General features: G+C 72.7%; 11 protein-coding genes. 6 read left to right on the forward strand and 5 right to left on the reverse strand.

What is annotated here, in order from left to right:
- The first annotated feature begins 78 nt into the window (after nucleotides 1-78).
- A complete protein-coding gene (locus tag RR3_RS23680; RefSeq protein ID WP_064066718.1) occupies nucleotides 79-780 on the forward strand; it encodes an alpha/beta fold hydrolase in 702 nt (233 codons plus the stop codon).
- Nucleotides 781-789: 9 nt separating this feature from the next.
- Here RR3_RS23680 and RR3_RS23685 read toward each other — a convergent pair whose 3' ends face one another.
- Together RR3_RS23685 and uvrA are read right to left on the reverse strand one after the other, a co-directional pair.
- Nucleotides 790-1929, reverse strand: coding sequence for a lipase family protein (locus RR3_RS23685; RefSeq protein WP_064066719.1), 1140 nt, complete (start codon nucleotides 1927-1929; stop codon nucleotides 790-792).
- A gap of 51 nt (nucleotides 1930-1980) precedes the next feature.
- Nucleotides 1981-4914 carry an excinuclease ABC subunit UvrA gene (uvrA, locus tag RR3_RS23690; RefSeq protein WP_017681579.1) on the reverse strand — a complete coding sequence of 978 codons (2934 nt, stop codon included), beginning with the start codon at nucleotides 4912-4914 and terminating at the stop codon, nucleotides 1981-1983.
- A gap of 173 nt (nucleotides 4915-5087) precedes the next feature.
- On the opposite strand from uvrA, the gene RR3_RS23695 reads away from it, so the two are divergent.
- Nucleotides 5088-5777 carry an MBL fold metallo-hydrolase gene (locus RR3_RS23695; RefSeq protein WP_010595364.1) on the forward strand — a complete coding sequence of 230 codons (690 nt, stop codon included), beginning with the start codon at nucleotides 5088-5090 and terminating at the stop codon, nucleotides 5775-5777.
- 138 nt (nucleotides 5778-5915) lie between these two features.
- Here the strand turns inward: RR3_RS23695 and RR3_RS23700 are convergent, their stop codons facing one another.
- Nucleotides 5916-16466: a type I polyketide synthase gene (locus RR3_RS23700; protein WP_072786578.1), complete on the reverse strand. Its 10551-nt coding sequence runs from the start codon at nucleotides 16464-16466 to the stop codon at nucleotides 5916-5918.
- 556 nt (nucleotides 16467-17022) lie between these two features.
- Here RR3_RS23700 and RR3_RS23705 point away from each other — a divergent pair.
- The 3 genes from RR3_RS23705 to RR3_RS23715 all read left to right on the forward strand — a co-directional run bounded on the left by RR3_RS23705 (nucleotide 17023) and on the right by RR3_RS23715 (nucleotide 20222).
- Complete coding sequence (locus tag RR3_RS23705; protein WP_048771078.1) at nucleotides 17023-18405, forward strand: aldehyde dehydrogenase family protein; 1383 nt, start codon at nucleotides 17023-17025, stop codon at nucleotides 18403-18405.
- A gap of 324 nt (nucleotides 18406-18729) precedes the next feature.
- Complete coding sequence (locus RR3_RS23710) at nucleotides 18730-19230, forward strand: DUF427 domain-containing protein (RefSeq protein ID WP_040272773.1); 501 nt, start codon at nucleotides 18730-18732, stop codon at nucleotides 19228-19230.
- Between the two features lie 347 nt (nucleotides 19231-19577).
- Entirely contained in the window at nucleotides 19578-20222 is a 645-nt protein-coding gene (locus RR3_RS23715; protein WP_017681585.1) for a chymotrypsin family serine protease, read from the forward strand.
- A gap of 83 nt (nucleotides 20223-20305) precedes the next feature.
- Here RR3_RS23715 and RR3_RS25250 read toward each other — a convergent pair whose 3' ends face one another.
- Nucleotides 20306-20536, reverse strand: coding sequence for an alpha/beta fold hydrolase (locus tag RR3_RS25250; RefSeq protein ID WP_234420092.1), 231 nt, complete (start codon nucleotides 20534-20536; stop codon nucleotides 20306-20308).
- Complete coding sequence (locus RR3_RS23720) at nucleotides 20533-21144, reverse strand: alpha/beta fold hydrolase (protein WP_234420093.1); 612 nt, start codon at nucleotides 21142-21144, stop codon at nucleotides 20533-20535. The genes RR3_RS25250 and RR3_RS23720 overlap by 4 nt, the downstream gene beginning before the upstream one ends.
- Nucleotides 21145-21345: 201 nt before the next feature.
- On the opposite strand from RR3_RS23720, the gene RR3_RS23725 reads away from it, so the two are divergent.
- Complete coding sequence (locus tag RR3_RS23725) at nucleotides 21346-21546, forward strand: helix-turn-helix domain-containing protein (RefSeq protein WP_228287191.1); 201 nt, start codon at nucleotides 21346-21348, stop codon at nucleotides 21544-21546.
- Nucleotides 21547-21589 lie beyond the last annotated feature (43 nt).

Consider the following 21589-nt stretch of genomic DNA (forward strand, 5'->3'; position numbering starts at 1 on the left):
CCGGTTGAACAGTGTCGTTCCTGCGGGCGACCGTGTCGGTGGCCCGCACCGTCACCGGGATGCCCGAGGATGGTGGTCATGGGCACGCACCTGGTCCTCGTTCCCGGATTCTGGCTCGGCGCGTGGGCGTGGGAGGCCGTCGCCGAGGATCTGCGGGCGCAGGGGCATCGGGTCGACGCCCTGACACTGCCCGGGCTCGAGTCCGTCCGGGCCGACCGCTCCGGCATCACGCTCGACGACCACGTCGGTGCCGTCGTGGAGGCGGTGGCGGGCGGTGCGGTCGTCGTCGCGCACAGCGGCGCCGGCCCGGTCGCGTACGCGGCGTCGGACCGGGTCCCGGCGGACGTGGCCCGCCTGGTGTACGTCGACACCGGCCCGTTGCCGGAGGCCGCCGCGCTGCGGCCGGATCTCGATGCCGCCGTGGCGGAGATTCCGCTGCCGCCGTGGGCGGAACTCGAAGCGGCCGGCAACAGCCTGATGGGACTCGACGGCGCCGCGCTGGACCGGTTCCGGGGGCGGGCGGTGCCGCATCCGGCCGGTCCGGCGCGGACCCCGCTCGCCCTGCGCGGGGACGCGCGCCTGGCGGTCCCGACGACCGTCGTGTGCACGAGCTTTCCGTCCGCGTCGATCCGGCAGATGGCGCAGGCGGGGCACCCCGTGGCGAGTGAGCTCGGCCGGATCGCCGACGTGCAGTATGTGGATCTGCCGACCGGGCACTGGCCGATGTGGTCGCGTCCCGCCGAACTCGCGGCGGTGCTCGACGCGGCAGCTCGCCGTTGAGGGGTGAGGTCACCCACCCGGGGCGAACAGGTCGCGGACGAACGCCGTCGCGTCGGACAGCGAGGCGCGCATCGTCTCGAGGTGACCGGCCGGATACGGGTGGAACACGAATCGCGTACCGGCCGCGGTCAGGTCGGCGACGAGCTTGACCGTGAACGGCGCCGGGGTGACGCTGTCGGTCAGGCCCTGACCGAGGAACAGGGGGCGATCGTAGCCGCGGGTGGGAATCTCGAGCATGTCGCGGGCGGCGCGGACCAGGGCCGGGTCGTCGGTGCGCCGCGCCAGCAGATCGCCGATCGACAGGTCCGCGAACTCGGCCGCAGCTTCCCGGTAGCACAGGTCCTCGAGCCGGGTGAGAACGTCGCGGCCCCGCGGGCTGAGGAAGCGGTCGACTTCGACCTCGGGGTAGGTCGCGCGCATCCCGGCCAGCAGGTAGGCGATGAACACGGCGGTGCCGGTGAGCGGCAGCGGCGGAAAGGCGGGGTCGCCGAGCGGCACGAGGTGCTCGATGTTGGACGGCACGCCCAGCGCGACGGCGCCGCGGTAGTCGAGTTCGGGTGCGTACCGGGTCGCGAGGGAGGCCGCGACCATGACGGCCTGGCCGCCCTGCGACTGGCCGAGTGCGACCCAGCTCGGCCCGAGGGACGGTTCCACCGTCCGGGCGGCCCGCACCATGTCGATCACGGCGTGCGCCTCCGACGACGCGTCGAGGTAGGCGTGCACGCCGGGGGTGCCGAGGCCGACGTAGTCGGTGGCGACGATGGCGTATCCCTGGGCGAGCCAGTGCGCGAGGTATCCGTTGTCGATGCGGCCGTCGACCGTGGGGGCGCACCGGTCCGCGATCCCGACGGCGCCGTGCCCCCACGAGATCACCGGCCAGCCACCGGGGGGCGCGGCACCGGGCGGCACGAACACCGCGCCGGTGCTCAGGGCCGGCACCCCGCGGGGGCCGGTGGTGCGGTAGGTGACCACCGAGGCGGCGACCGCGCCGGGCAGCCACCACTGCCGCGGTAGGGGCTCGACCCGGACGACGCTGCCCGGCGGGTCCGTCTCACGGCTCGGCGGCTGCGCCGCCGCGACCCCGGCCGTGAGCAGCATGCTCGTCACCAGCACGGCGACGACCCCACGGACACGAGCCTCGACGAACATCCGCGTCACGGTCCCCCCTTTGCGGTCCGCGGCGCGTCGGCGCCGTCAGGGTCAGCTCGCCGCTGCCACCTTCCGTGGTGCGCGCTTGCGTGCCGGCTTGCGGGCGGGCGCCGGCTCCGGCGCGACGGGCTCGGCGAGCGCCTCGCTCAGGAACCTGCCGGTGTAGCTGCCCTCGACGGCGGCGACGTCCTCGGGTGTGCCCTGCGCAACGACGGTGCCGCCGCCCGAGCCGCCCTCGGGGCCCATGTCGATGATCCAGTCCGCCGTCTTGATCACGTCGAGGTTGTGTTCGATCACGATCACCGTGTTGCCCTTGTCGACGAGACCGTTGATCACGCCGAGCAGCTTGCGGATGTCCTCGAAGTGCAGTCCGGTCGTGGGCTCGTCGAGCACGTACACGGTGCGGCCCGTCGACCGCTTCTGCAGTTCCGCGGCGAGCTTGACGCGCTGGGCCTCGCCGCCGGACAGGGTCGGGGCGGGCTGGCCCAGGCGCACGTACCCGAGGCCGACGTCGACGAGGGTGCGCAGGTAGCGGTGGATCGAGGTGACCGGCTCGAAGAACTCGGCGGCCTCCTCGATCGGCATGTCCAGCACCTCGGCGATGGTCTTGCCCTTGTAGTGCACCTCCAGGGTCTCGCGGTTGTAGCGGGCCCCGTGGCACACCTCGCACGGCACGTACACGTCGGGCAGGAAGTTCATCTCGATCTTGAGCGTGCCGTCGCCCGAGCACGCCTCGCACCGGCCGCCCTTGACGTTGAACGAGAACCGGCCCGGCTGGTAGCCGCGCACCTTGGCCTCGGTGGTCGCGGCGAACAGGGTGCGGATCTTGTCGAACACACCGGTATATGTGGCCGGATTCGACCGCGGCGTACGCCCGATCGGCGACTGGTCGACCTGGACGAGCTTGTCGAGCTGGTCGAGCCCGTTGACGCGGGTGTGCCGGCCGGGCACCTGCCGCGCGCCGTTGAGCTTGTTGGCCATGACCGTCGCGAGGATGTCGTTGACCAGGGTCGACTTGCCGGAGCCGGAGACGCCCGTGATCGCGGTGAGCACGCCGAGCGGGAAGGCCACGTCGATGCCGCGCAGGTTGTTCTCGCGCGCGCCGACGACGGTGACCTGACGTTTGCGGTCGACCGGCCGGCGCTGCTGCGGCACCTCGATCCGCTGGCGGCCGGACAGGTACGCGCCGGTGAGCGAGTCGGTGCAGTCGAGCAGTTCCTTGTACGGGCCGGTGTGCACCACCCGACCGCCGTGCTCACCGGCGTACGGCCCGATGTCGACGACCCAGTCCGACGCCCGGATGGTGTCCTCGTCGTGCTCGACGACGATCAGGGTGTTGCCGAGATCACGCAGCCGGGTGAGGGTTTCGATAAGCCGGCGGTTGTCGCGCTGGTGCAGGCCGATGGACGGCTCGTCCAGGACGTACAGGACACCGACCAGGCCCGAGCCGATCTGGGTGGCGAGCCGGATACGTTGCGCTTCCCCACCGGACAGGGTGCCGGCCGCGCGGGAGAGGGTGAGGTACTCGAGTCCCACATCGAGCAGGAACCCGAGACGTGCCTGGATCTCCTTGAGCACCTGCCCGGCGATGGCCTCCTCCCGCGCCCCGAGGGTCAGCGCGCCGAGGAACTCCGCGCATTCGGCGATGGACAGGTCGGAGACCTCGGCGATGGACTTGTGCCCGTGCTCGCCCGCGGCGACCGTCACCGCCAGGATCTCCGGACGCAGCCGCGCCCCCTCGCACGCCGGGCACGGGATCTCCCGCATGTACCCGTCGTACCGTTCCTTCATCTGTTCGGATTCGGTCTGTTCGAGCCGGCGGTGCAGGAACGGCATCACGCCCTCGAACTCGGCGTAGTACGACCGGGTCCGGCCGTACCGGTTCTTGTAGCGGACGTGCACCTGTTCCGGGCTGCCCTCGAGGATGGCCTTGCGGGCCTTGGCCGGCAGCTTGTTCCACGGGGTGGACATCTCGAAGCCCATGATGTCGGCCAGCCCGGACAGCAGCCGGGTGAAGTATTCGGAGGTCTGCCCCATCGACCAGGGCGCGATCGCGCCGTCCTCGAGGCTGAGTTCCGGGTCCGGCACGACGAGTTCCGGGTCGACCTCCTTCCGGATGCCGAGGCCGGTGCACTCGGGGCAGGCACCGTACGGGGAGTTGAACGAGAACGACCGGGGTTCGAGCTCGTCGATGGACAGCGGGTGCCCGTTGGGGCAGGCGAGTTTCTCGGAGAAGCGGCGCTCGCGGTCGGCCGCGTTCTCGTCCCGGTCGACGAAGTCGAGGACGACGATGCCCTCCGCCAGGCGCAGCGCGGTCTCGATCGAATCGGTGAGCCGCTGCTTGGCACCGGACTTGACCGCGAGCCGGTCGACGACCACCTCGATGTCGTGCTTCTCCTGCTTCTTCAGCTTCGGCGGATCGGTGAGGGGATGGACCACCCCGTCGACCCGCACGCGGGCGTACCCCTGCACGGTCAGCTGTTCGAACAGGTCGACGAACTCGCCCTTGCGGGTGCGCACGACGGGTGCGAGCACCTGGAACCGCGTGCCCTGCTCCATGTCGAGGACCTGGTCGACGATCTGCTGCGGCGTCTGCCGGGCGATCCGCTCCCCGCACTGCGGACAGTGCGCTGTGCCGGCGCGGGCGTACAGCAGGCGCAGGTAGTCGTAGACCTCGGTGATGGTGCCGACGGTCGAGCGCGGGTTCCGGTTGGTGGACTTCTGGTCGATGGACACCGCCGGTGACAGGCCCTCGATGAAGTCGACGTCGGGTTTGTCCATCTGGCCGAGGAACTGGCGCGCGTAGGCGGACAGCGACTCGACGTAGCGGCGCTGCCCCTCGGCGAAGATCGTGTCGAACGCCAGGCTCGACTTGCCCGACCCGGACAGGCCGGTGAAGACGATCAGGCTGTCACGCGGCAGGTCCAGGTCGATCCCCCGCAGGTTGTGCTCCCGCGCGCCACGCACGATCAGGCGATCCGCCACGCCACGTCCCTCCTCGTCGGATCCCCTGGATGGTCGGATCCGGTCGCATCTCGATTCACCGACGTCACGTCGCGCAACTCGGCCCTGGACCATGGTAGGCGCGCCCACCGACACGTTCCGGTTCCCGACCGCCGGGCACGCGGGCGACGGACCACGGCGGTAACGTGCCTCACATGTCGCAGCAGCCCTTGGTCATCGACGACGACTACACCGGCGAGGTCACCCCCGGCGGACCCGCGCAGCGCCGCACCGTGCCCGGCGCGACCATCGTCAAGCTGTCCGTCGGACCCATGGACAACAACACCTACCTGATCACGGATTCCGCCACCGGCAACTCGGTGTTCCTCGACGCGGCGAACGAGCCGGAGTTGCTCACCCGGTTCCTCGCCGAGCACGCCCCGAAACTCGAGCTGATCGTCACGACCCACCAGCACTGGGACCACTGGCAGGGCCTCGAGGCGGTCGCGGCCTCGACCGGGGTTCCCACGGCCGCGCACCCGCTCGACGCCGAGCCGCTCCCGGTCACACCCGATCGGTTGCTCATGGAGGGCGACACCGTCGCCGTCGGCGAGCTCGGCCTCGAGGTGATCCACCTGTCCGGACACACCCCGGGCTCGATCGCGCTGGTCCTCACCGAGACCGGCACCGGCCGGCACCACATCTTCACCGGTGACTCCCTCTTCCCGGGTGGGCTGGGCAAGACCGCGGACGCCGAGAAGTTCGCCTCGCTGTACGACGACGTCGACACCAAGTTGTTCGGCCGCTTCGGTGACGACACGGTGATCTACCCCGGCCACGGCAAGGACACCACGCTCGGCGCGGAACGTCCCCATCTCGGGGAGTGGCGCGAACGGGGCTGGTGACCCGGTGAGCTGCGGCAGGTCGCCGTCCTGCGGCAGCGCACTCGCGCAGCTGCGACGGTGGCCCCTCCGTGACCGGAGGGGCCGGCGTTCGTTGCGCAGACCACCTCCTCCGCGGTCACTCGGAGACCGCTCGCCGGCTCACAGACCCCGGTCGATGATGTCGAGGATCTCGTCACCGGTCGCGGCGTGAATCCTGCCGACCGTGTCGGCGCGGCTCCCCTCGGCTCCCTCGAGGTCGGCCAGCAGGGCTTCGAGCCGCCGCGCGACCGCCGCGCGTGCCTCGTCGTCGGCGCCGAGTTCGGCGACGGCCGCCCGCAGGCGGTCGATCCCGGCGACGGCCACCGACACCGGATCCGGGACCAGCTCGGCGCGCAGGAACTCGGCGACGGCCCGGGGACTGGGATGATCGAACACCACCGTCGGCGGCAACCGCAGACCGGTCGCGGCACCGAGATGGTTGCGCAGGGCGACCGCGGCGAGCGAGTCGAAGCCGAGTTCCTTGAACGCCTGGTCGGGATCGACCGAGTCCGACGCATCGTGGCCCAGGACTGCGGCAGCGCCGGCTCGCACCAGCTCCAGCACGAGGTGCCGCTGTTCCGGCACCGGCCGCTCGGTGAGCCGCTGCGCCCACTCGGACGGCCCGGATCCGTTCGGTCCGGACACGGCCGACCCCGATCCCGCCGCGCGGGGCCGCGACTGCCGCACGAGTCCGCGCAGCGGGGCGGGAACGGACGGCCCGGCCGGATCGGGGTGCTCGAGCCGGGCCCCCACCACCGCGGGGGCGTCACCGGCGACGGCACTGTCGAACAGGTCCAGGGCGTCGGCCTCGCTCATCGCAACCAGACCGCTGCGGCGGGCCCGGGCGAGATCCCCCGCGCCGAGCCTGCCGGTCATGGCGCTCGGCGGTGCCCACATTCCCCACGCGATCGACACCGCGGGCAGGCCCTGGGCTCGCCGGTGCTGGGCGAGGGCGTCGAGAAACCGGTTCGCCGCCGCGTAGTTCGCCTGCCCGGGCGCGCCGAGAACCCCGGAGAGCGACGAGAACAGCACGAAGGCGTGGACCCGGGCGGTCAGCCGGTGCAGGTGCCAGGCCGCGTCCACTTTCGGCCGCAGCACCGCGTCGAGCCGGTCGGGAGTGAGCGAGGTGAGCGTGGCGTCGTCGAGGACACCGGCCGCGTGGATCACCGCGGTCAGGGGGTGCTCGGCGGGGATCCGGGCCAACAGCCCCGCCAGTGCCGCCTCGTCGGCGGTGTCGCAGGCGACGACGGTCACCTCGGCGCCCGCACCGCGCAGTTCGCGGCACAGCCGGTCACTTCCCTCGGCGTCGGGTCCGCGCCGGCTCGTCAGCACCAGGTGCCGCGCCCCGTGTGCGCTGACGAGGTGGCGCGCCACCGACGTTCCCAGCGTGCCGGTGCCGCCGGTGACGAGCACGGTGCCGCGGGGATCGAACAGCGGTCCGGACCGCTCGACGGCCGGCATGCGCCGCAGTCGGGGCACGAGCACCGTCCGGTCCCGGACCGCGACCTGCGGTTCCCCGCTGGCCACGGCCGACGTGATCGCCACGTCCACGTCCGTCTCCCGGTCGAGGTCGAGCAGCACGAACCGCCCCGGGTTCTCGTTCTGCGCGGAGCCCACCAGACCCCACACGGCCGCAGCCGCGAGGTCGACGTCGTGCCCGTCGGCCTCCTCCCCGGTGGCCGCCGCGTTGCGGGTGACGACCACCAGCACGCTGTCGGCGAACTCGGCGTCGTCGAGCCAGTCCTGCAGCAGTCGCAGCGTCCGGGCGCACAGGCGGTGGGTCGCCTCCGGCCCTGGGTCGCCGTCGGTGCCGCATCCCACCAGCACCGTCCAGGGCCGCCCGTCGTCGGGAGTGGCTGCCCTGGCGGTGCGCAGCGCCGCCGCGTCGGGACAGCGCGGGAAGCTCGAGCCCAGATCCGCGTCGCCGAGCACGACCAGCGGCCCGGGCGGCGGCGCGGACGGGACGTCGTCGATTCGGGTCCAGGCCAGCCGGTGCAGTCGCCGCGCGCCGGACGGGCCCGCGCCGTGCCCGTCGTCCGCCCTGGGTGTCACGTGCAGCGCCTCGACGGTCAGCACCGGCGCGCCGTCGGCATCGGCGGCGACGACGCGATGCCGCCCGTCCTCGCCCGTCCCGAACCGCACCGACACCGCCCGCGCACCGGTGCGGTGGAGCCGGGTTCCCGACCAGGTCAGCGGCCAGTCGTCCGGGCCGAGGACGGGGTCGAGCGCCGCCTGCAGCAGGTGCGGATGGATGCCGAAGCCGCTCGGGTCGAGGTCGTCGTCGAGGCGCACCTCGGTCGCGGTGTCGCCCGGGAGCCGGTCCGGTGGCGCGGCGGGCACGTCGTCGACGGTCGCCGACGCGTTCCGCACCCAGGGGCCGTCGGCCGGTCCGATGTTCGACGTGACGGTGACGGTGCGCGCGCCGTCGTCGCCGGCCGGCGCCACGAGCACCCGGATCGGCAGCAGCCCCGCGGCCGGGAGGACCAGGGGGTGGTGCAGCGTGAGAGTGGCGATGCGCTCGCACCCGACGTGGTGGGCGGCGTGCAGGGTCAGCTCGACCAGGACGGCTGGTATCAGCGTCTGCGGAGCGTCGGTCGGTGGAGCGCCGTCGTCGGGCTGCGGCGCCGCGAGCGACGAATCCCGGTGCCGGGAAAGCGCTCCGGTGAACACGGTGGTGTCGTCGTCGAGGGTCACGGCCGCGCCGAGCAGCGGATGCTCCGCGGGGCTCAACCCCAGCTCCGTCGGATCACCGCTGGTGCGTGCGGGCGCCGACGGCCAGAAGGAGCGGCGCCGGAAGGCGTAGGTGGGCAGGTCCACGGGGCGGCGGCCGGGCAGCACCCGATCCCAGTCGATCGTCAGGCCCTGCACGGACGCGGCGGCGACCGCCTCGACGAACCCCCGGGCGTCGTCCCCGCGCCCGGGCAGCGCGGCGATCGGGTGCGCGACGACCTCGGCGGCGTGGGCGGCCAGGCCCGCGCCGGGTCCGATCTCGACGCAGCGGGTGACGCCGAGTTCGGCGAGGGTGCGCATGCCGTCGTGGAAGCGCACGGCGTCGCGGAGGTGCCGGCGCCAGTACTGCGGTGACGTCAGTTCCTCGGCCGTGGCGACGCGCCCGGTGAGGGTGGAGACGACGGGGATCGTCGGCGGCTGCGCCGCCGTGCTCGACACGACGGTGGTGAACTCGTCGAGGACGGGGTCCATCAGCGCCGAGTGGAATGCGCGTTCGACCCGCAGCGGGGTGACCGGGATCCCTGCGGTGGACAGTTCGGCGGCGACGGTGTGCACGTCGGCCGCGGCCCCCGCGAGCACCACGGATTCGGCGCCGTTGACCGCGGCGAGGTCGACTCGGCCGTCGATCCGCGACCGGATGTCCTCCGGGCGTGCCCGGACGGCGATCATCGCCCCGGGGGCGGTGGCCTGCATCAGTCGTCCGCGCGCGGCCACCAGGGCGGCGGCGTCGGGCAGGCTGAACACGCCCGCGACGTGGGCCGCGGCGAGTTCTCCGATCGAATGCCCGATCAGGTAGTCGGGTGTGAGGCCCCATTCCCGCAGTAGTCGGTAGAGGGCGACCTCGACGGCGAACAGGGCCGGCTGGGTGTACTCGGTGCGGTCGAGTTTCGCGGCGGCGTCGTCCGCGTCGCCCCGGAGCACCTGCCGGATCGGGGTGTCGACGTGTTCGTCGAGCGCGGCGCAGGTCTCGTCCAGGGCGCGGGCGAACACCGGGTAGGTGTCGTAGAGGCCGCGGCCCATTCCGATCCGCTGCGCGCCCTGACCGGTGAACATGAACGCCGTCTTCCCACGGGTGCTCGTCCCGGTGACGGCGTTGCCGCCTGCGCGTCCCTCGGCCAGGCGGGTCAGGCCGTCGCGCAGGTCGGCGAGCGTCTCGCCGGTGACGGCGGCGCGGTGCGTGAAGCCGGACCGGGTGGTGGCCAGCGAGTAGGCGAGGTCGGCGGGGTCCGGCGGGGACTGCGTGTCGAGGAGGTCGGTCAGCCGGGCGGCCTGCGCGCGCAGCGCCTCGTCGGTCTTGGCGGAGAGCACCCACACCAGGGGCGACGCCGGCCGGGGCGGGGCCGGTGGGGCGGCGACGTCGGGGGGCTGCTCGAGGATCAGGTGGGCGTTGGTGCCGCTGATGCCGAACGAGGAGACGCCGGCGCGGCGGGGTCGTCCGGTCTGCGGCCACGCGATCGGGTCGGCGAGCAGGGCGACCTCGCCGGCGGTCCAGTCGACGTGCCGGGTCGGGGCGTCGCTGTGCAGGCTCGGCGGCAGCACGCCGTGCCGCATCGCCATCACCGTCTTGATCACGCCGGCCACCCCGGCCGCCGCCTGGGAGTGGCCGATGTTCGACTTGACCGATCCCAGCCACAGCGGCCGGCCGTCGCGTTGCTGCCCGTAGGCGGCGAGCACCGCCTGGGCTTCGATCGGGTCGCCGAGTGTCGTGCCGGTGCCGTGGGCCTCCACCGCGTCGATGTCGGCGGGGTCGAGGGCGGCGTCGGCCAGCGCCTGCCGGATCACCCGTTCCTGCGACGGACCGTTCGGGGCGGTCAGGCCGTTGGAGGCGCCGTCCTGGTTGACCGCGGAGCCGCGGATCAGGGCCAGCACCCGGTGGCCGTGGCGCTGGGCGTCGCTCAGCCGCTCGAGCACGACCATGCCCGCACCCTCGCTGAGCCCGGTGCCGTCCGCTCGATCGGAGAACGGTTTGCACCGCCCGTCCGGGGCGAGTCCGCGTTGGCGGCTGAACTCGATCAGCACGCCGGGGGTCGCCATCACCGTCGCCCCGCCGGCCAGCGCGAGGGTGCATTCGCCGTCGCGCAGTGCCCGTGCCGCGAGGTGCAGCGCCACCAACGACGACGAACACGCGGTGTCGACGGTGACCGCGGGACCGGTGAAGCCGAGCGAGTAGGCGATCCGGCCGGAGGCGACGCTGTTGCTGGTGCCCGTCATGAGGTAGCCCTCGGCGTCGGTGTGTCGCCGGGTCATGAGGTGGAATCCGTAGTCGCCGCCCATCATTCCGACGTACACGCCGGTGTCGGTGAGACCGGGTGAGTTCGGCGGGATTCGCGCGTGTTCCAGTGCTTCCCAGGCGCTTTCGAGTAGCAGTCGGTGTTGCGGGTCCATCGCGACGGCCTCGCGGGGGCTGATCCCGAAGAACGCGGCGTCGAACCGGTCGGCGTCGTGGAGGAAGCCGCCGGCCCGCATGTAGGTCGTGCCGCTGCGCTCGGGATCCGGGTCGTACACCTCGTCGAGGTTCCAGCCGCGGTTGTCGGGGTACGCGCCCACGGCGTCGCGGCCGTCGCGGACGAGGCGCCACAGCTCGTCCGGGCAGGAGACCCCACCGGGGTATCGGCAGGCCATTCCCACGATCGCGATCGGGTCGTCGTCGCGGTGCCGGCGCGCCGCGGGGGCCGGGTGCGGGTCGTCCTCGGGGCCGAGCAGCCGGGCCGCGATCTCGCGGGCGAGCGCGTCCGCGGTGGGGTGGTCGAACACCACCGTCGCGGCCAGCCGCACCCCGGTGGCCGTCGTCAGCTGGTTGCGTAGCTGCACCGCGGTGAGCGAGTCGAAGCCGAGGTGCTTGAAGGCACGCTCCGGATCGATGGCCTCCTTCCCGTCGTGGCCGAGCACCGCCGCAACGTGCGTGGTGACGATGTCGAGGACCCGGGCGTGCCGCTCGGCGGGGTCGAGCGCGCGCAGCTCGTCGGCGAGGCCGGGGGCCGACGGGGCGGCCGCGGCGCGCCGGCGGGACGGGCCGAGCACTCGGCGCAGGATCGGGGGAAGGGCCTCGCCGTCGGGCCTGCGGGAGGGCGTGGAGAGCCGTATCGGCACCGTCAACGCACGGTTCGCGGCGAGTGCCGCATCGAACAGGGCCAGCCCGGCCTCCGGGGTGAGGGTGTCTATGCCGGTGCGCTGCAACCGATCCAGATCGGCCGCATTCAGATGGGCGGTCATCCCGCTGGGTCGGTCCCACAGCCCCCAGGCCAGGGACAGTCCCGGTAGCCCCTCGGCGCGGCGGTGCTGCGCGAGCGCGTCGAGGAAGACGTTAGCCGCCGCGTAGTTCGCCTGGCCGGCGCCGCCGAGCACACCCGCCGCGGAGGAGAACAGCACGAACGCCGCGAGACCGCGATCGCGCGTGAGCTCGTGCAGATGCCAGGCACCGTCCACCTTGGGGCGCAGGACGGCGTGCAGCTGGTCCGGAGTCAAGGTGGCGGCGGTGGCGTCGTCGAGCACCCCGGCGGCGTGGACGACACCCGACAGGTCGGGGACCGCATCGAGCAAGGCCGCCACCGCGGCTCGATCGGCCACGTCGCAGGCCACGGCGCGGATCTCGGCGCCCGCGTCGGCGAACTCGGCGCGGAGTTCCGCTGCCCGCTCGGCGCGGACCGTGTGTCGGCCGGTCAGCACGAGCCGGCGCACCCCGTACCGCCGCACGAGGTGACGGGCGACGAGCCGGCCGATGGTGCCGGTGCCGCCGGTGACGACGACGGTGCCGTCGGGGCCGAACGGCACCGGATCCCCGTGCGGCGCATCGGTGGTGGGCGCCGCCGGCGCGAGCATGGGCGCGAGGAGTGTCCCGGCGCGGACCGCCAGTTGTGGTTCGTTGCAGGCCAGGGCCGCGGACAGCACACCGGGATCGGGAAGGTCACCGGGCGGCCGGTCCAGGTCCACCAGGGTGATCCGGTCCGGGTGTTCGTTCTGCACCGCACCGATCAGCCCCCACACGGGCGCGGCGCAGACGTCGATCGGTTCGTCGTCGGCGACCGTCACGGCGCGCCGCGTCGTCACCAGCAGTCGGGTCTCGGCGAGACGGTCGTCGGCGAGCCACGCCTGTACCGCCCGCAACGCCGCCTCCGCGGCGGCGTGCGCGCGCGTCGGCACGTCGGGTTCGTCGCCCGGTTCCCCGGCCAGCAGCAGGGCGCGGCCGGCGGGATCGCCGCCGGTGAGCGCCTCCCCGAGCGGGGTGAGATCCGCCGTCGGCGCGGCGCCGGCGTCGACCGGGATCCACTCCACGCGGTAGAGGCCGGTGCCGGTCGCGGCGGCCGGGGTGCGCGGACCGGCGAACGGCCGCAGCGCCAGCGACTGCGCGGTCAGCACGCGATGGCCGGCGGTGTCGTACGCGGCCACCCGGTACCGTTCGGGTCCGGCCGGGGCGATGTGCACGCGCAGGGCGACGGCGCCGACGGCGTGCAGCTGCACGTCGTCCCAGGCGAACGGCAGCCGCAGGTCGCGGGCGCCGGCCGCGGCGGCGGCGAACGCGATCAGGTGCAGTGCCGCGTCGAACACCGCCGGATGGATCCCGTACCCGGCGACCGTCGCGGCGGGGTCCTCTCCCCCGAGGCGCACCTCCCCGTACAGGTCGTCACCGCGGCGCCACGCCGCGCGCAGGCCCCGGAACGTCGGCCCGTACCCGTATCCGGTCTCGTCGAGCGCGTCGTACAGGCCGCTCACGTCGATCGGCGTCGCATCGGCCGGGGGCCACGGCCGGATCGGAACGGGCGCGGTGTGTACCGCCGCCGTGAGGGTGCCGACGGCGTGCCGGGTCCACGGGGTCTGCGCCGCGGCGTCCGCCGGACGGGAGTGCACCGACACCGTGCGGTGCCCGGCGTCGTCGGCGGTGAGGACGGCGACCTGCACCGCGAGCTCCCCACCGGTGGGAATCGTCGCGGGTGTCTCGAGGGTGAGTTCCGCGAGACGGCTGCAGCCGGCGCGGTGCCCGGCGTGCAGGGCGAGTTCGACGAACGCCGTGCCGGGCAGCACGACGGTGCCGTCCACGGCGTGCTCGTTCAGCCACGGCAGTCGGTGCGGCGACAGCACGCCGGTGAACACGGCGCCGCGACCGTCGCCGAGCTCGACCGAGGCGGCGAGCATCGGGTGGTCCCCGGCGTCCATGCCGGCTGCGGCATCACGTCGGGGCGCGCCTCCGTCCAGCCAGTAGCGGCGATGCTGGAAGGCATACGTGGGCAGGTCCACCCATTGCCGGTGACCGGCGCGGCGAGCCCACCCGACCCGGCCCCACTCGATGTGCGCCCCGGACACGTGTGCCTCGGCGAGGGCGGCGGTGAACTGACGCAGGCCCGCCCGGTCGCGGCGGAGGGTGCCGAGGGCGCGACCCGCGACGCCGGCCGCGTCCAGGGTCTCCTGCAGCGGCACGGTCAGGACCGGATGGCTGCCCGACTCGACGAACAGCCGGTACCCGTCGCGGGCCAGGGACCTCGTCGCGTCTTCGAAGCGCACCGGTCGGCGCAGGTTCCGGTACCAGTAGTCGGCGTCGAGTGCGGTGCCGTCCATCACGTCCCCGGTCACCGTCGAGTAGAACGGGATCCGCGAACGCTGCGGGGTGATCGGGGCGAGAGCGTCGAGAATGGGCCGGCGCAGCACCGAGACGTCCGCGCAGTGGGAGGCGTAGTCCACGGTGATGCGCCGGGCCTGGACACCGTCGGCCTGCCACCGCGCGACCAGCACCTCGAGGGCGTCGCCAGGGCCGGACACGACCGTCGCGGCCGGACCGTTGATCGCCGCCACCTCGACGGTCCCGGCCCAGGGTTCGATCTGCTGCCGCACGGCGTCCGCCGGCAGACCCACCGACGCCATGCCACCGCCGCGGCGGGCCGATTCCGTGATCACGCGGCTGCGGGCCGCGACGGCGAGCGCCGCGTCGGGCAGGGTCAGCGCGCCGGCGACGTGGGCGGCGGCGATCTCGCCCTGCGAGTGTCCGACCACGGCCGCCGGTTCGACGCCGTGTGCCTGCCACAGCCGCGCAAGCCCGACCATCACCGCGAACAGCGCCGGTTGCACGACGTCGGCCCGGTCCAGGGCGGACGGATCGCGGTCGCGGAGCACGTCGAGCAGCGCGAACTCGGTGTGCGGGGCGAGGGCGTCGGCGCACTCGCGCAGGCTGTCGGCGAACAGCGGGGAGGATTCCAGCAGTGCGGTGGCCATGCCGACCCACTGCGCGCCCTGCCCGGGAAAGACGAACACCGGCCGGTCGCCCGCCTCGACCGCGACGCCGGTGATCACACCGGGGTCGGGGGCGCCTCGGCCGAGCGCGTCGAGACCGGACAGCAGGGCGCGCGGGTCGGCGCCGAGCACGGCGGCGCGGTGGTGGAAGGTCGCGCGGGAGGTCAGCAGCGGGCCGGCCACCTGCGCGGGGGTCAGCTCGGGGTGGCCGGCGACGTGGTCCCGCAGCCGGTGCGCCTGCGCGCGCAACGCCGGTTCGGTGTGGCCCGACACGAACCAGGCCACGACGTCGTCCGAGCCGTCGGTCCCCTCGGGGGGCGCGGCGTCCGGCGGTGGGGCCGGTTGTTCCAGCACGACGTGGGCGTTCGTGCCGCTGATGCCGAACGAGGAGACCGCCGCGCGGCGGGGCCGGTCGGTCGCCGGCCATTCCCGGTTCTCGGTGAGCAGGGACACCGATCCGGCGGTCCAGTCGACGTGGGGGGTGGGACGGTCGACGTGCAGCGTCTTCGGCAGCACACCGTGACGCATCGCCATGATCATCTTGATCACGCCGGCCACTCCGGCGGCGGCCTGGGTGTGCCCGAGGTTCGACTTCACCGAACCGAGCCACAACGGCCGGTCGGGGGGCCGATCGCGGCCGTAGCCGGCCAGCAGGGCGGACGCCTCGATGGGATCGCCCAGCGTGGTGCCGGTGCCGTGGGCTTCGACCGCGTCGACGTCGGCCGGGCCGAGTCCGGCGTCGGCCAGGGCCTGCCGGATCACCCGTTCCTGGGCCTGCTTGTTCGGGGCGGTCAGGCCGTTGCTGGCGCCGTCCTGGTTCACCGCGCTGCCGCGGACGACGGCGAGGATCCGGTGGTCGTTGCGCTGGGCGTCGGACAGGCGTTCCAGCGCGAGGATCGCGACGCCTTCGCCCCACGCCGTGCCGTCGGCCGCGGCGGCGAATGCCTTGCAGCGCCCGTCTCGGGCCAGTCCACGCTGCCGGCTGAACTCGACGAACACCGCGGGCGTCGACATGACGGTCGCCCCGCCGGCGAGGGCGAGTTCGCACTCGCCGTGGCGCAGCGCCTGCATGGCGAGGTGGACGGACACCAGGGACGACGAGCACGCCGTGTCGACGGTGATCGCGGGTCCGTTCAGTCCGAAGCTGTAGGCGACACGACCGGAGGCGACGCTCATCGCGGTGCCGGTGATGAAGTAGCCCGCGAGTTCCTCGGGCGGGGCGCCGCCCGCCCGTGCCGAGTAGTCGATCCCGGACAGACCGGTGAAGACGCCGATCTGCCTGCCGTGCACGGATCGCGGATCGATGCCGGCGTGCTCGAAGGTCTCCCAGCTCGTCTCGAGCAGGAGTCGCTGCTGCGGGTCCATCGCCAGTGCTTCGCGAGGCGAGATGCCGAAGACCTCCGGGTCGAAACCCGCCGCATCGTCGAGAAAGCTGCCGTGCACCGTGTACGTCCGGCCGGCCTGCCGGCCCGTCGGATCGTAGAGATCCGCCGCTTCCCAACCGCGGTCCGCGGGGAATGCGGCGACGGTCTCCGTACCGGATTCCACCAGGTGCCACAGGTCCTGTGGGGAGCGGACCCCGCCGGGGAACCGGCACCCCATCCCGACGACGGCGATCGGCTCGCGGCTCACCCCTTCGACCTCGCGAAGCTTCTTCCGGGCCTGATAGAGCTCTGCGGTCACCCGTTTCAGATAGTCGAGGAGCTTCGCATCATCGGCCATAATCGAGCTCCAATCCGAGAGCCGTCGTGCCTGCGCCGAGAACTCGATGGTATCCGCCGCCCCCCACCCGGACACAGCGATCTGCTCGTGCGAGTGTGACCGGTGCGGCGTGCGAGACGACTGTGGGCGCGCCTCGGACGAATACCGTCCGGAGCGCTCGGGGACCTCCGCGGCCTTCCGATCGAGTTGTTCGTCGGGCTCTTGCCGCGCACCGACGTGGGCCGACCGACACGTATCCGCAGGGCACCAGCGGTCCTAGACTGTGGCGATGGGCATCGCTCCGGATGTCAGGGCACCGAGCCGGATGTCAGGGCACCGAGCCGGATGTCAGGGCACCGAGCGTCGGCGCGGCACCGCCCGACTCGGTGCCACCCGCCGCCGCGGGCTCGGGCCGCCGCCCGGGTGCTGCTTGCGCCGGCGCATCGCGACGGCCCGCACCCGAGGTTCTGTCGTCGTCGACCTCGCCCCGGCCGCCCGTGTCGCCGTCCGCCGTTCCGCCGTTCCGCCGCGACAAGCCCACCGCACATCAACCCTCGACTTTCGCCTGGAGGACCCCGTGACCGGCACAGATACCGACACATCGGCAGAACTGCTGGCCCGGCTGCGGAAGGCCTACGCGACCGGACGCACGCGCGATGCCGAATGGCGCATCCGCCAGCTCCGCGGCATCGAGAAACTCGCCGACGAGCGCGAGGCCGAGATTGCGGTCGCCCTACAGGAGGACCTGGGCCGAAACGCGGTCGAAGCCTGGCTCGCCGACCTCGCTTCCACCCGGGCCGAAGCCGCCTACGCCCGCAAGCGGGTCCGGCGCTGGATGCTTCCTCGACCGAAGCCCTTGTCGCTCAACCAGTTTCCCGCACTCGGCTGGGTACAGTACGAGCCGATGGGAGTGGTCCTGATCATCGCACCGTGGAACTACCCGGTGTATCTGACGCTCGGTCCGCTCGTCGCGGCAGTGGCCGCCGGGAATTGTGCCGTGATCAAACCGTCGGAACTGGCCCCCGCCACGTCCGCTCTGCTCGCCCGGCTGATTCCGCACCACCTCGACCCGGAGGCCGTCGTGGTCGCCGAAGGCGATGCCGAGCTCACCCAGAGTCTGCTCGCGCAGGGTTTCGATCCCGCCCTGTACACCGGCGGCACCGAGGTGGGCCGCAAGATCATGGCCGCCGCCGCCCCGCAGCTCACGCCGGTGATCCTCGAGCTCGGTGGCAAGTCTCCCGTCGTCGTCGCCGAGGACGCCGATCTCGAGGTCACCGCGCGGCGTATCGCCTGGGTCAAACTCCTCAATTCCGGACAGAGCTGCATCGCGCCCGACTACGTACTGGTCGAGCGGTCCGTCCGCGACGCGCTCGTCGACACGATCGTCGACACGATCGCCCTGTTCCGCAGCGAGGAACCGCAGCCGGGGATGCGGGTAGTCAACCAGCGTCACTTCGATCGGCTCGAGGCGTATCTGGAGTCCACGACCGGGCGCATCGTCACCGGCGGCAGGTGCGATCGTGACTCTCTCACCGTCGAACCGACCGTGATCGTCGATCCGGCACCCGACGACGCGGTCATGACGGACGAGGTCTTCGGGCCCATCCTGCCGATTCTCACCGTCGACTCGGTCGACGCAGCCCTCGACTTCGTCGGTGCCCGCCCCAAACCCCTTGCAGCGTACGTGTTCTCCAAGTCGCTGAGCACCCAGAGGAAGATCACGCAGCAAATCAGCGCGGGTGCCGTGGTGATCAACCACGTCGGCATGCACGTCCTCGCGCCACAACTGCCGTTCGGTGGCGTGGGTGCCAGCGGAATGGGGGCATACCACGGACGCTACGGTTTCGAGGCGCTCAGCCACCGCAAGGCGGTGCTCGCCAAACCGTTCCGCCCGGATCCGGCGATGAACTACCCGCCCTACACCCAGGCTGCGCTGAAGATCATGCGGCGACTGTTCTGACCGGTCCCCCGACACCCTCCGGAACGGAGGACACCGACACCCTCCGGAACGGAGGACACCGACACCCTCCGGAACGGAGGACACCGACACCCTCCGGAACGGAGGACACCGACACCCTCCGGAACGGAGGACACCGACACGGCCGAGGACGGATCGACCGGTCGCGTCGGCCCCGACGGCTCGGAACCGGCGAGCCGCGCAGTGCTGCGGTCCTGGCTCGCCGCCCACGAACGCAGGGGCATCTCGGTTGCCCGGCACCCGCCCGGCAGCCCCGGCGCCTCGGTCGTCCTCGTACCCTGGGGAGGTGACCACGAGGAGGTCGCCGTGACAACCCGGCCGGAACCCGTCGAACCTGCTGCGGGGCAGGAGTCGGTCTGGGACTACCCCCGACCGCCCCGCCTCGAGACCTTCACCGGCTCGATCACCGTGGAACTGGGCGGCCGGACCATCGCGTCGACCACGCGCGCCTGGCGGGTACTGGAGACCAGCCATCCGCCGACCTACTACCTTCCCGCCGAAGCCTTCGCCGACGGGGTGCTGCGGGAGACGCCGGGCTCGTCGTGGTGCGAGTGGAAGGGCAGGGCGAGCTACTACGACCTGGTGACCGCCTCGCGGGTCGCGCCGAAAGCGGCGTGGACCTACCGCGATCCCTCCCCCGCCTTCCGGGCGCTCGCCGGGGCGGTCGCGGTGATGGCCGCCCAGGTCGACCGGTGCACCGTCGACGGCGAGGAGGTGGTCCCGCAACCGGGCGGTTTCTACGGCGGCTGGATCACCAGCTCGGTCGTCGGCCCGTTCAAAGGAATCCCCGGGTCGGCGGGCTGGTGACCGCTCCGAAGTACGCCGAAGCCGATGCGCGCCTGCGGGAGGCGCGGAAACCGGACTGGGTCGATGAGCGGTTCCTCGTCCGGCCGGCAAGGTTCGAGGTCGACGCCCCGGCGGCACGGACGATTCCCTGAGCCGCCGCGGAAGGCCGGCCGACCGGGACCGGGAGCGGTCGTTCCCCTTCCCGGGTCGACTCACGCCGCACTCTCCCGTCCCGGAAAACGCTGCGAACAGCACCCGGTGCGGCGGATGATCGAGAAACAGCGCCCGAGGGCGGTGGATCGTACGCGCGACCCTCCCGTTCCTGCGCGTGTCCGGCTCGTTCGCTCGACCTTCGGGAGACACCCGCCATGAGACTCGGCATCCTCGTTCTCGCCGTCGGCGCGTCGCTGCTCGCCGGCACCGGTGTTGCAGCGGCCGCCGATCCGGCCGTCCTCGGCGGCGGCTCCGGCATCGTCATGGACGGCCGGAACTACTGCACCCTCACCACGATCGGTCCCGATTCCGGGGGCCGGCTGGTCGGATTCACGGCGGGACACTGCGGAAACGCCGGTTCCACGGTTGCCTCGGAGGCGGATCCGGACGCCGGTGTGGTCGGCACGATCGCCTACACCGATGCGGACTTGGACTACGCGGTGATCGTGTTCGAGCCGGCGAAGGTGGTTCCCGTGAATCGGGTGGGAAACACGACGATCACGGGGATCGGGGGTCCGGCGCAGTTCCCGGACATCGTCTGCAAGCAGGGCCGCACCACGGGGCAGACCTGCGGGGTGGCCTACGGCGATGTGTTCGGTTCGGGGCAGACCTGGACGCAGACGTGCGTCGACCTCGGCGACTCGGGAGGCCCGGTGGTGGTCGGAACCACGCTCGTCGGCATGGTGAACGGCTATCTCACCGTTGCCTGCCTCGGTCCGGAGGTCGGCACGAGCATGACGGCCGTCGTCGGCGACGCCGATGCGCGGGGCGGGGCCGGGGCGGGGTTCCGTCCGATCTAGGGGCGCAGGTCGTGACGGCGCCGTCGCCCGGGTGCGGGACGGACCGGCGGCCACGACCGCATCCGGGGGGAGAGGTCCCTCGGTCAGCCGATCTCGGCGAGGAAGCTCTCCAGGATCCCGGTGACCCGGGCCGGGTCCTCCAGCGTCGAACTGTGGCCCACCCCGTCGAGTTCCACCAGTCGCGAGCCCGGGATCAGCGCGTGCATCTCGCGGGCGAGACGCGGCGGCATCTCGACATCCAGTTGTCCCGCGACGATCAGCGTCGGCACGCTCACCGCGGGCAGCTCGTCCCGGATGTCGGGGCGGACCATCATGCCGAGCATCGTGTTCGCCAGTGACGACCGGTCGGCCGTCGCCCACCGCCTGCGCCACACCTCACGCTCGGCCTCCCGGCCGGGGTCGGTGCGGAACGGTTCGCCGTAGAGTTCCTTCTCGATGCCGCGCAGCACGAGGGCCGGCGACGGCCCGAGAAGCCGGCCACGGCCGTGAGGGCAAGGTGCAGCGGGTACCTCACGGGCGGATGCGGCGTCGCGCCGGTGTTGAGCAGGGTCAGCGAGCGCAACAGGTCCGGTTCCCGCGCGCCGATGCGCATGCCGACGAAGCCCCCCATCGACAGCCCCACCAGATGCGCGGGTGCGAGGTCGAGCCGCCGGATCACGGTGAGCACGTCGGCGGTGAGCTGCTCGAGCTGGAATCCGGTCCGGGCGTGCCCGGATCGGCCCTGTCCCCGGAAGTCGAGGGTGAGGCAGCGGTACCGATCCCGCAGCGCCGCGATCTGCGCCTCGTACATTCGCCCGTCGAAGAAGAACCCGTGCAGGAACAGGATGGGCTCGCCCTCACCGCCGGTGTCCTCGCAGTACAGATCGACGTCCCGCACCCGCAGGTACGACCGTCGCGTATCCGGAATTCGAGGCATTGTCATGGCGCGCTCCGTGTCGACCCGGGACGCGGGACCGTCTCGGAATGGGTCGAGGATCGTTCCGGGCGCCGCCCGTGTCAAGGGGCGTGGCGACGGCGCTGTCCGGTAGCGCATTGCCGAGATAGCATTGCCGATATGTCGACGTCGCCTCGTCGAACGTCGTTCCCGGGTGTGGACCGTCTCTCCGATAGGCGGCGAGCGCTGGTGGACGAGCTGGCGGCGGCCCGGCGACGGCAGGGACTGAGCCAGACCCTGGTCGCGGCCCGGATGGGCACCTCCCAGTCGGCGGTGGCCCGACTCGAGCGCGGCGATCTCGATCCGCGCCTGTCCACCCTCGAACGGTACGCGCAGGCGGTGGGACAGACGGTCGACTGGCAGGTCCGCCCGCCCCCGGAGACGACATGAACATCTGGCCGCCCGTTCCTCCTCGCCGATCCGGCAGACAGTG

The organism is Rhodococcus ruber NBRC 15591 (genome assembly GCF_001894945.1).
GTDB lineage: Bacteria > Actinomycetota > Actinomycetes > Mycobacteriales > Mycobacteriaceae > Rhodococcus > Rhodococcus ruber.

Coding starts and splice junctions, on each gene's coding strand:
- RR3_RS23680 (WP_064066718.1), top strand. CDS start 79: ATGGGCACGCACCTGGTCCTCGTTCCCGGATTCTGGCTCGGCGCGTGG.
- RR3_RS23685 (WP_064066719.1), bottom strand. CDS start 1,929: ATGTTCGTCGAGGCTCGTGTCCGTGGGGTCGTCGCCGTGCTGGTGACG.
- RR3_RS23695 (WP_010595364.1), top strand. CDS start 5,088: ATGTCGCAGCAGCCCTTGGTCATCGACGACGACTACACCGGCGAGGTC.
- RR3_RS23700 (WP_072786578.1), bottom strand. CDS start 16,466: ATGGCCGATGATGCGAAGCTCCTCGACTATCTGAAACGGGTGACCGCA.
- RR3_RS23715 (WP_017681585.1), top strand. CDS start 19,578: ATGAGACTCGGCATCCTCGTTCTCGCCGTCGGCGCGTCGCTGCTCGCC.
- RR3_RS25250 (WP_234420092.1), bottom strand. CDS start 20,536: ATGATGGTCCGCCCCGACATCCGGGACGAGCTGCCCGCGGTGAGCGTG.
- RR3_RS23720 (WP_234420093.1), bottom strand. CDS start 21,144: ATGACAATGCCTCGAATTCCGGATACGCGACGGTCGTACCTGCGGGTG.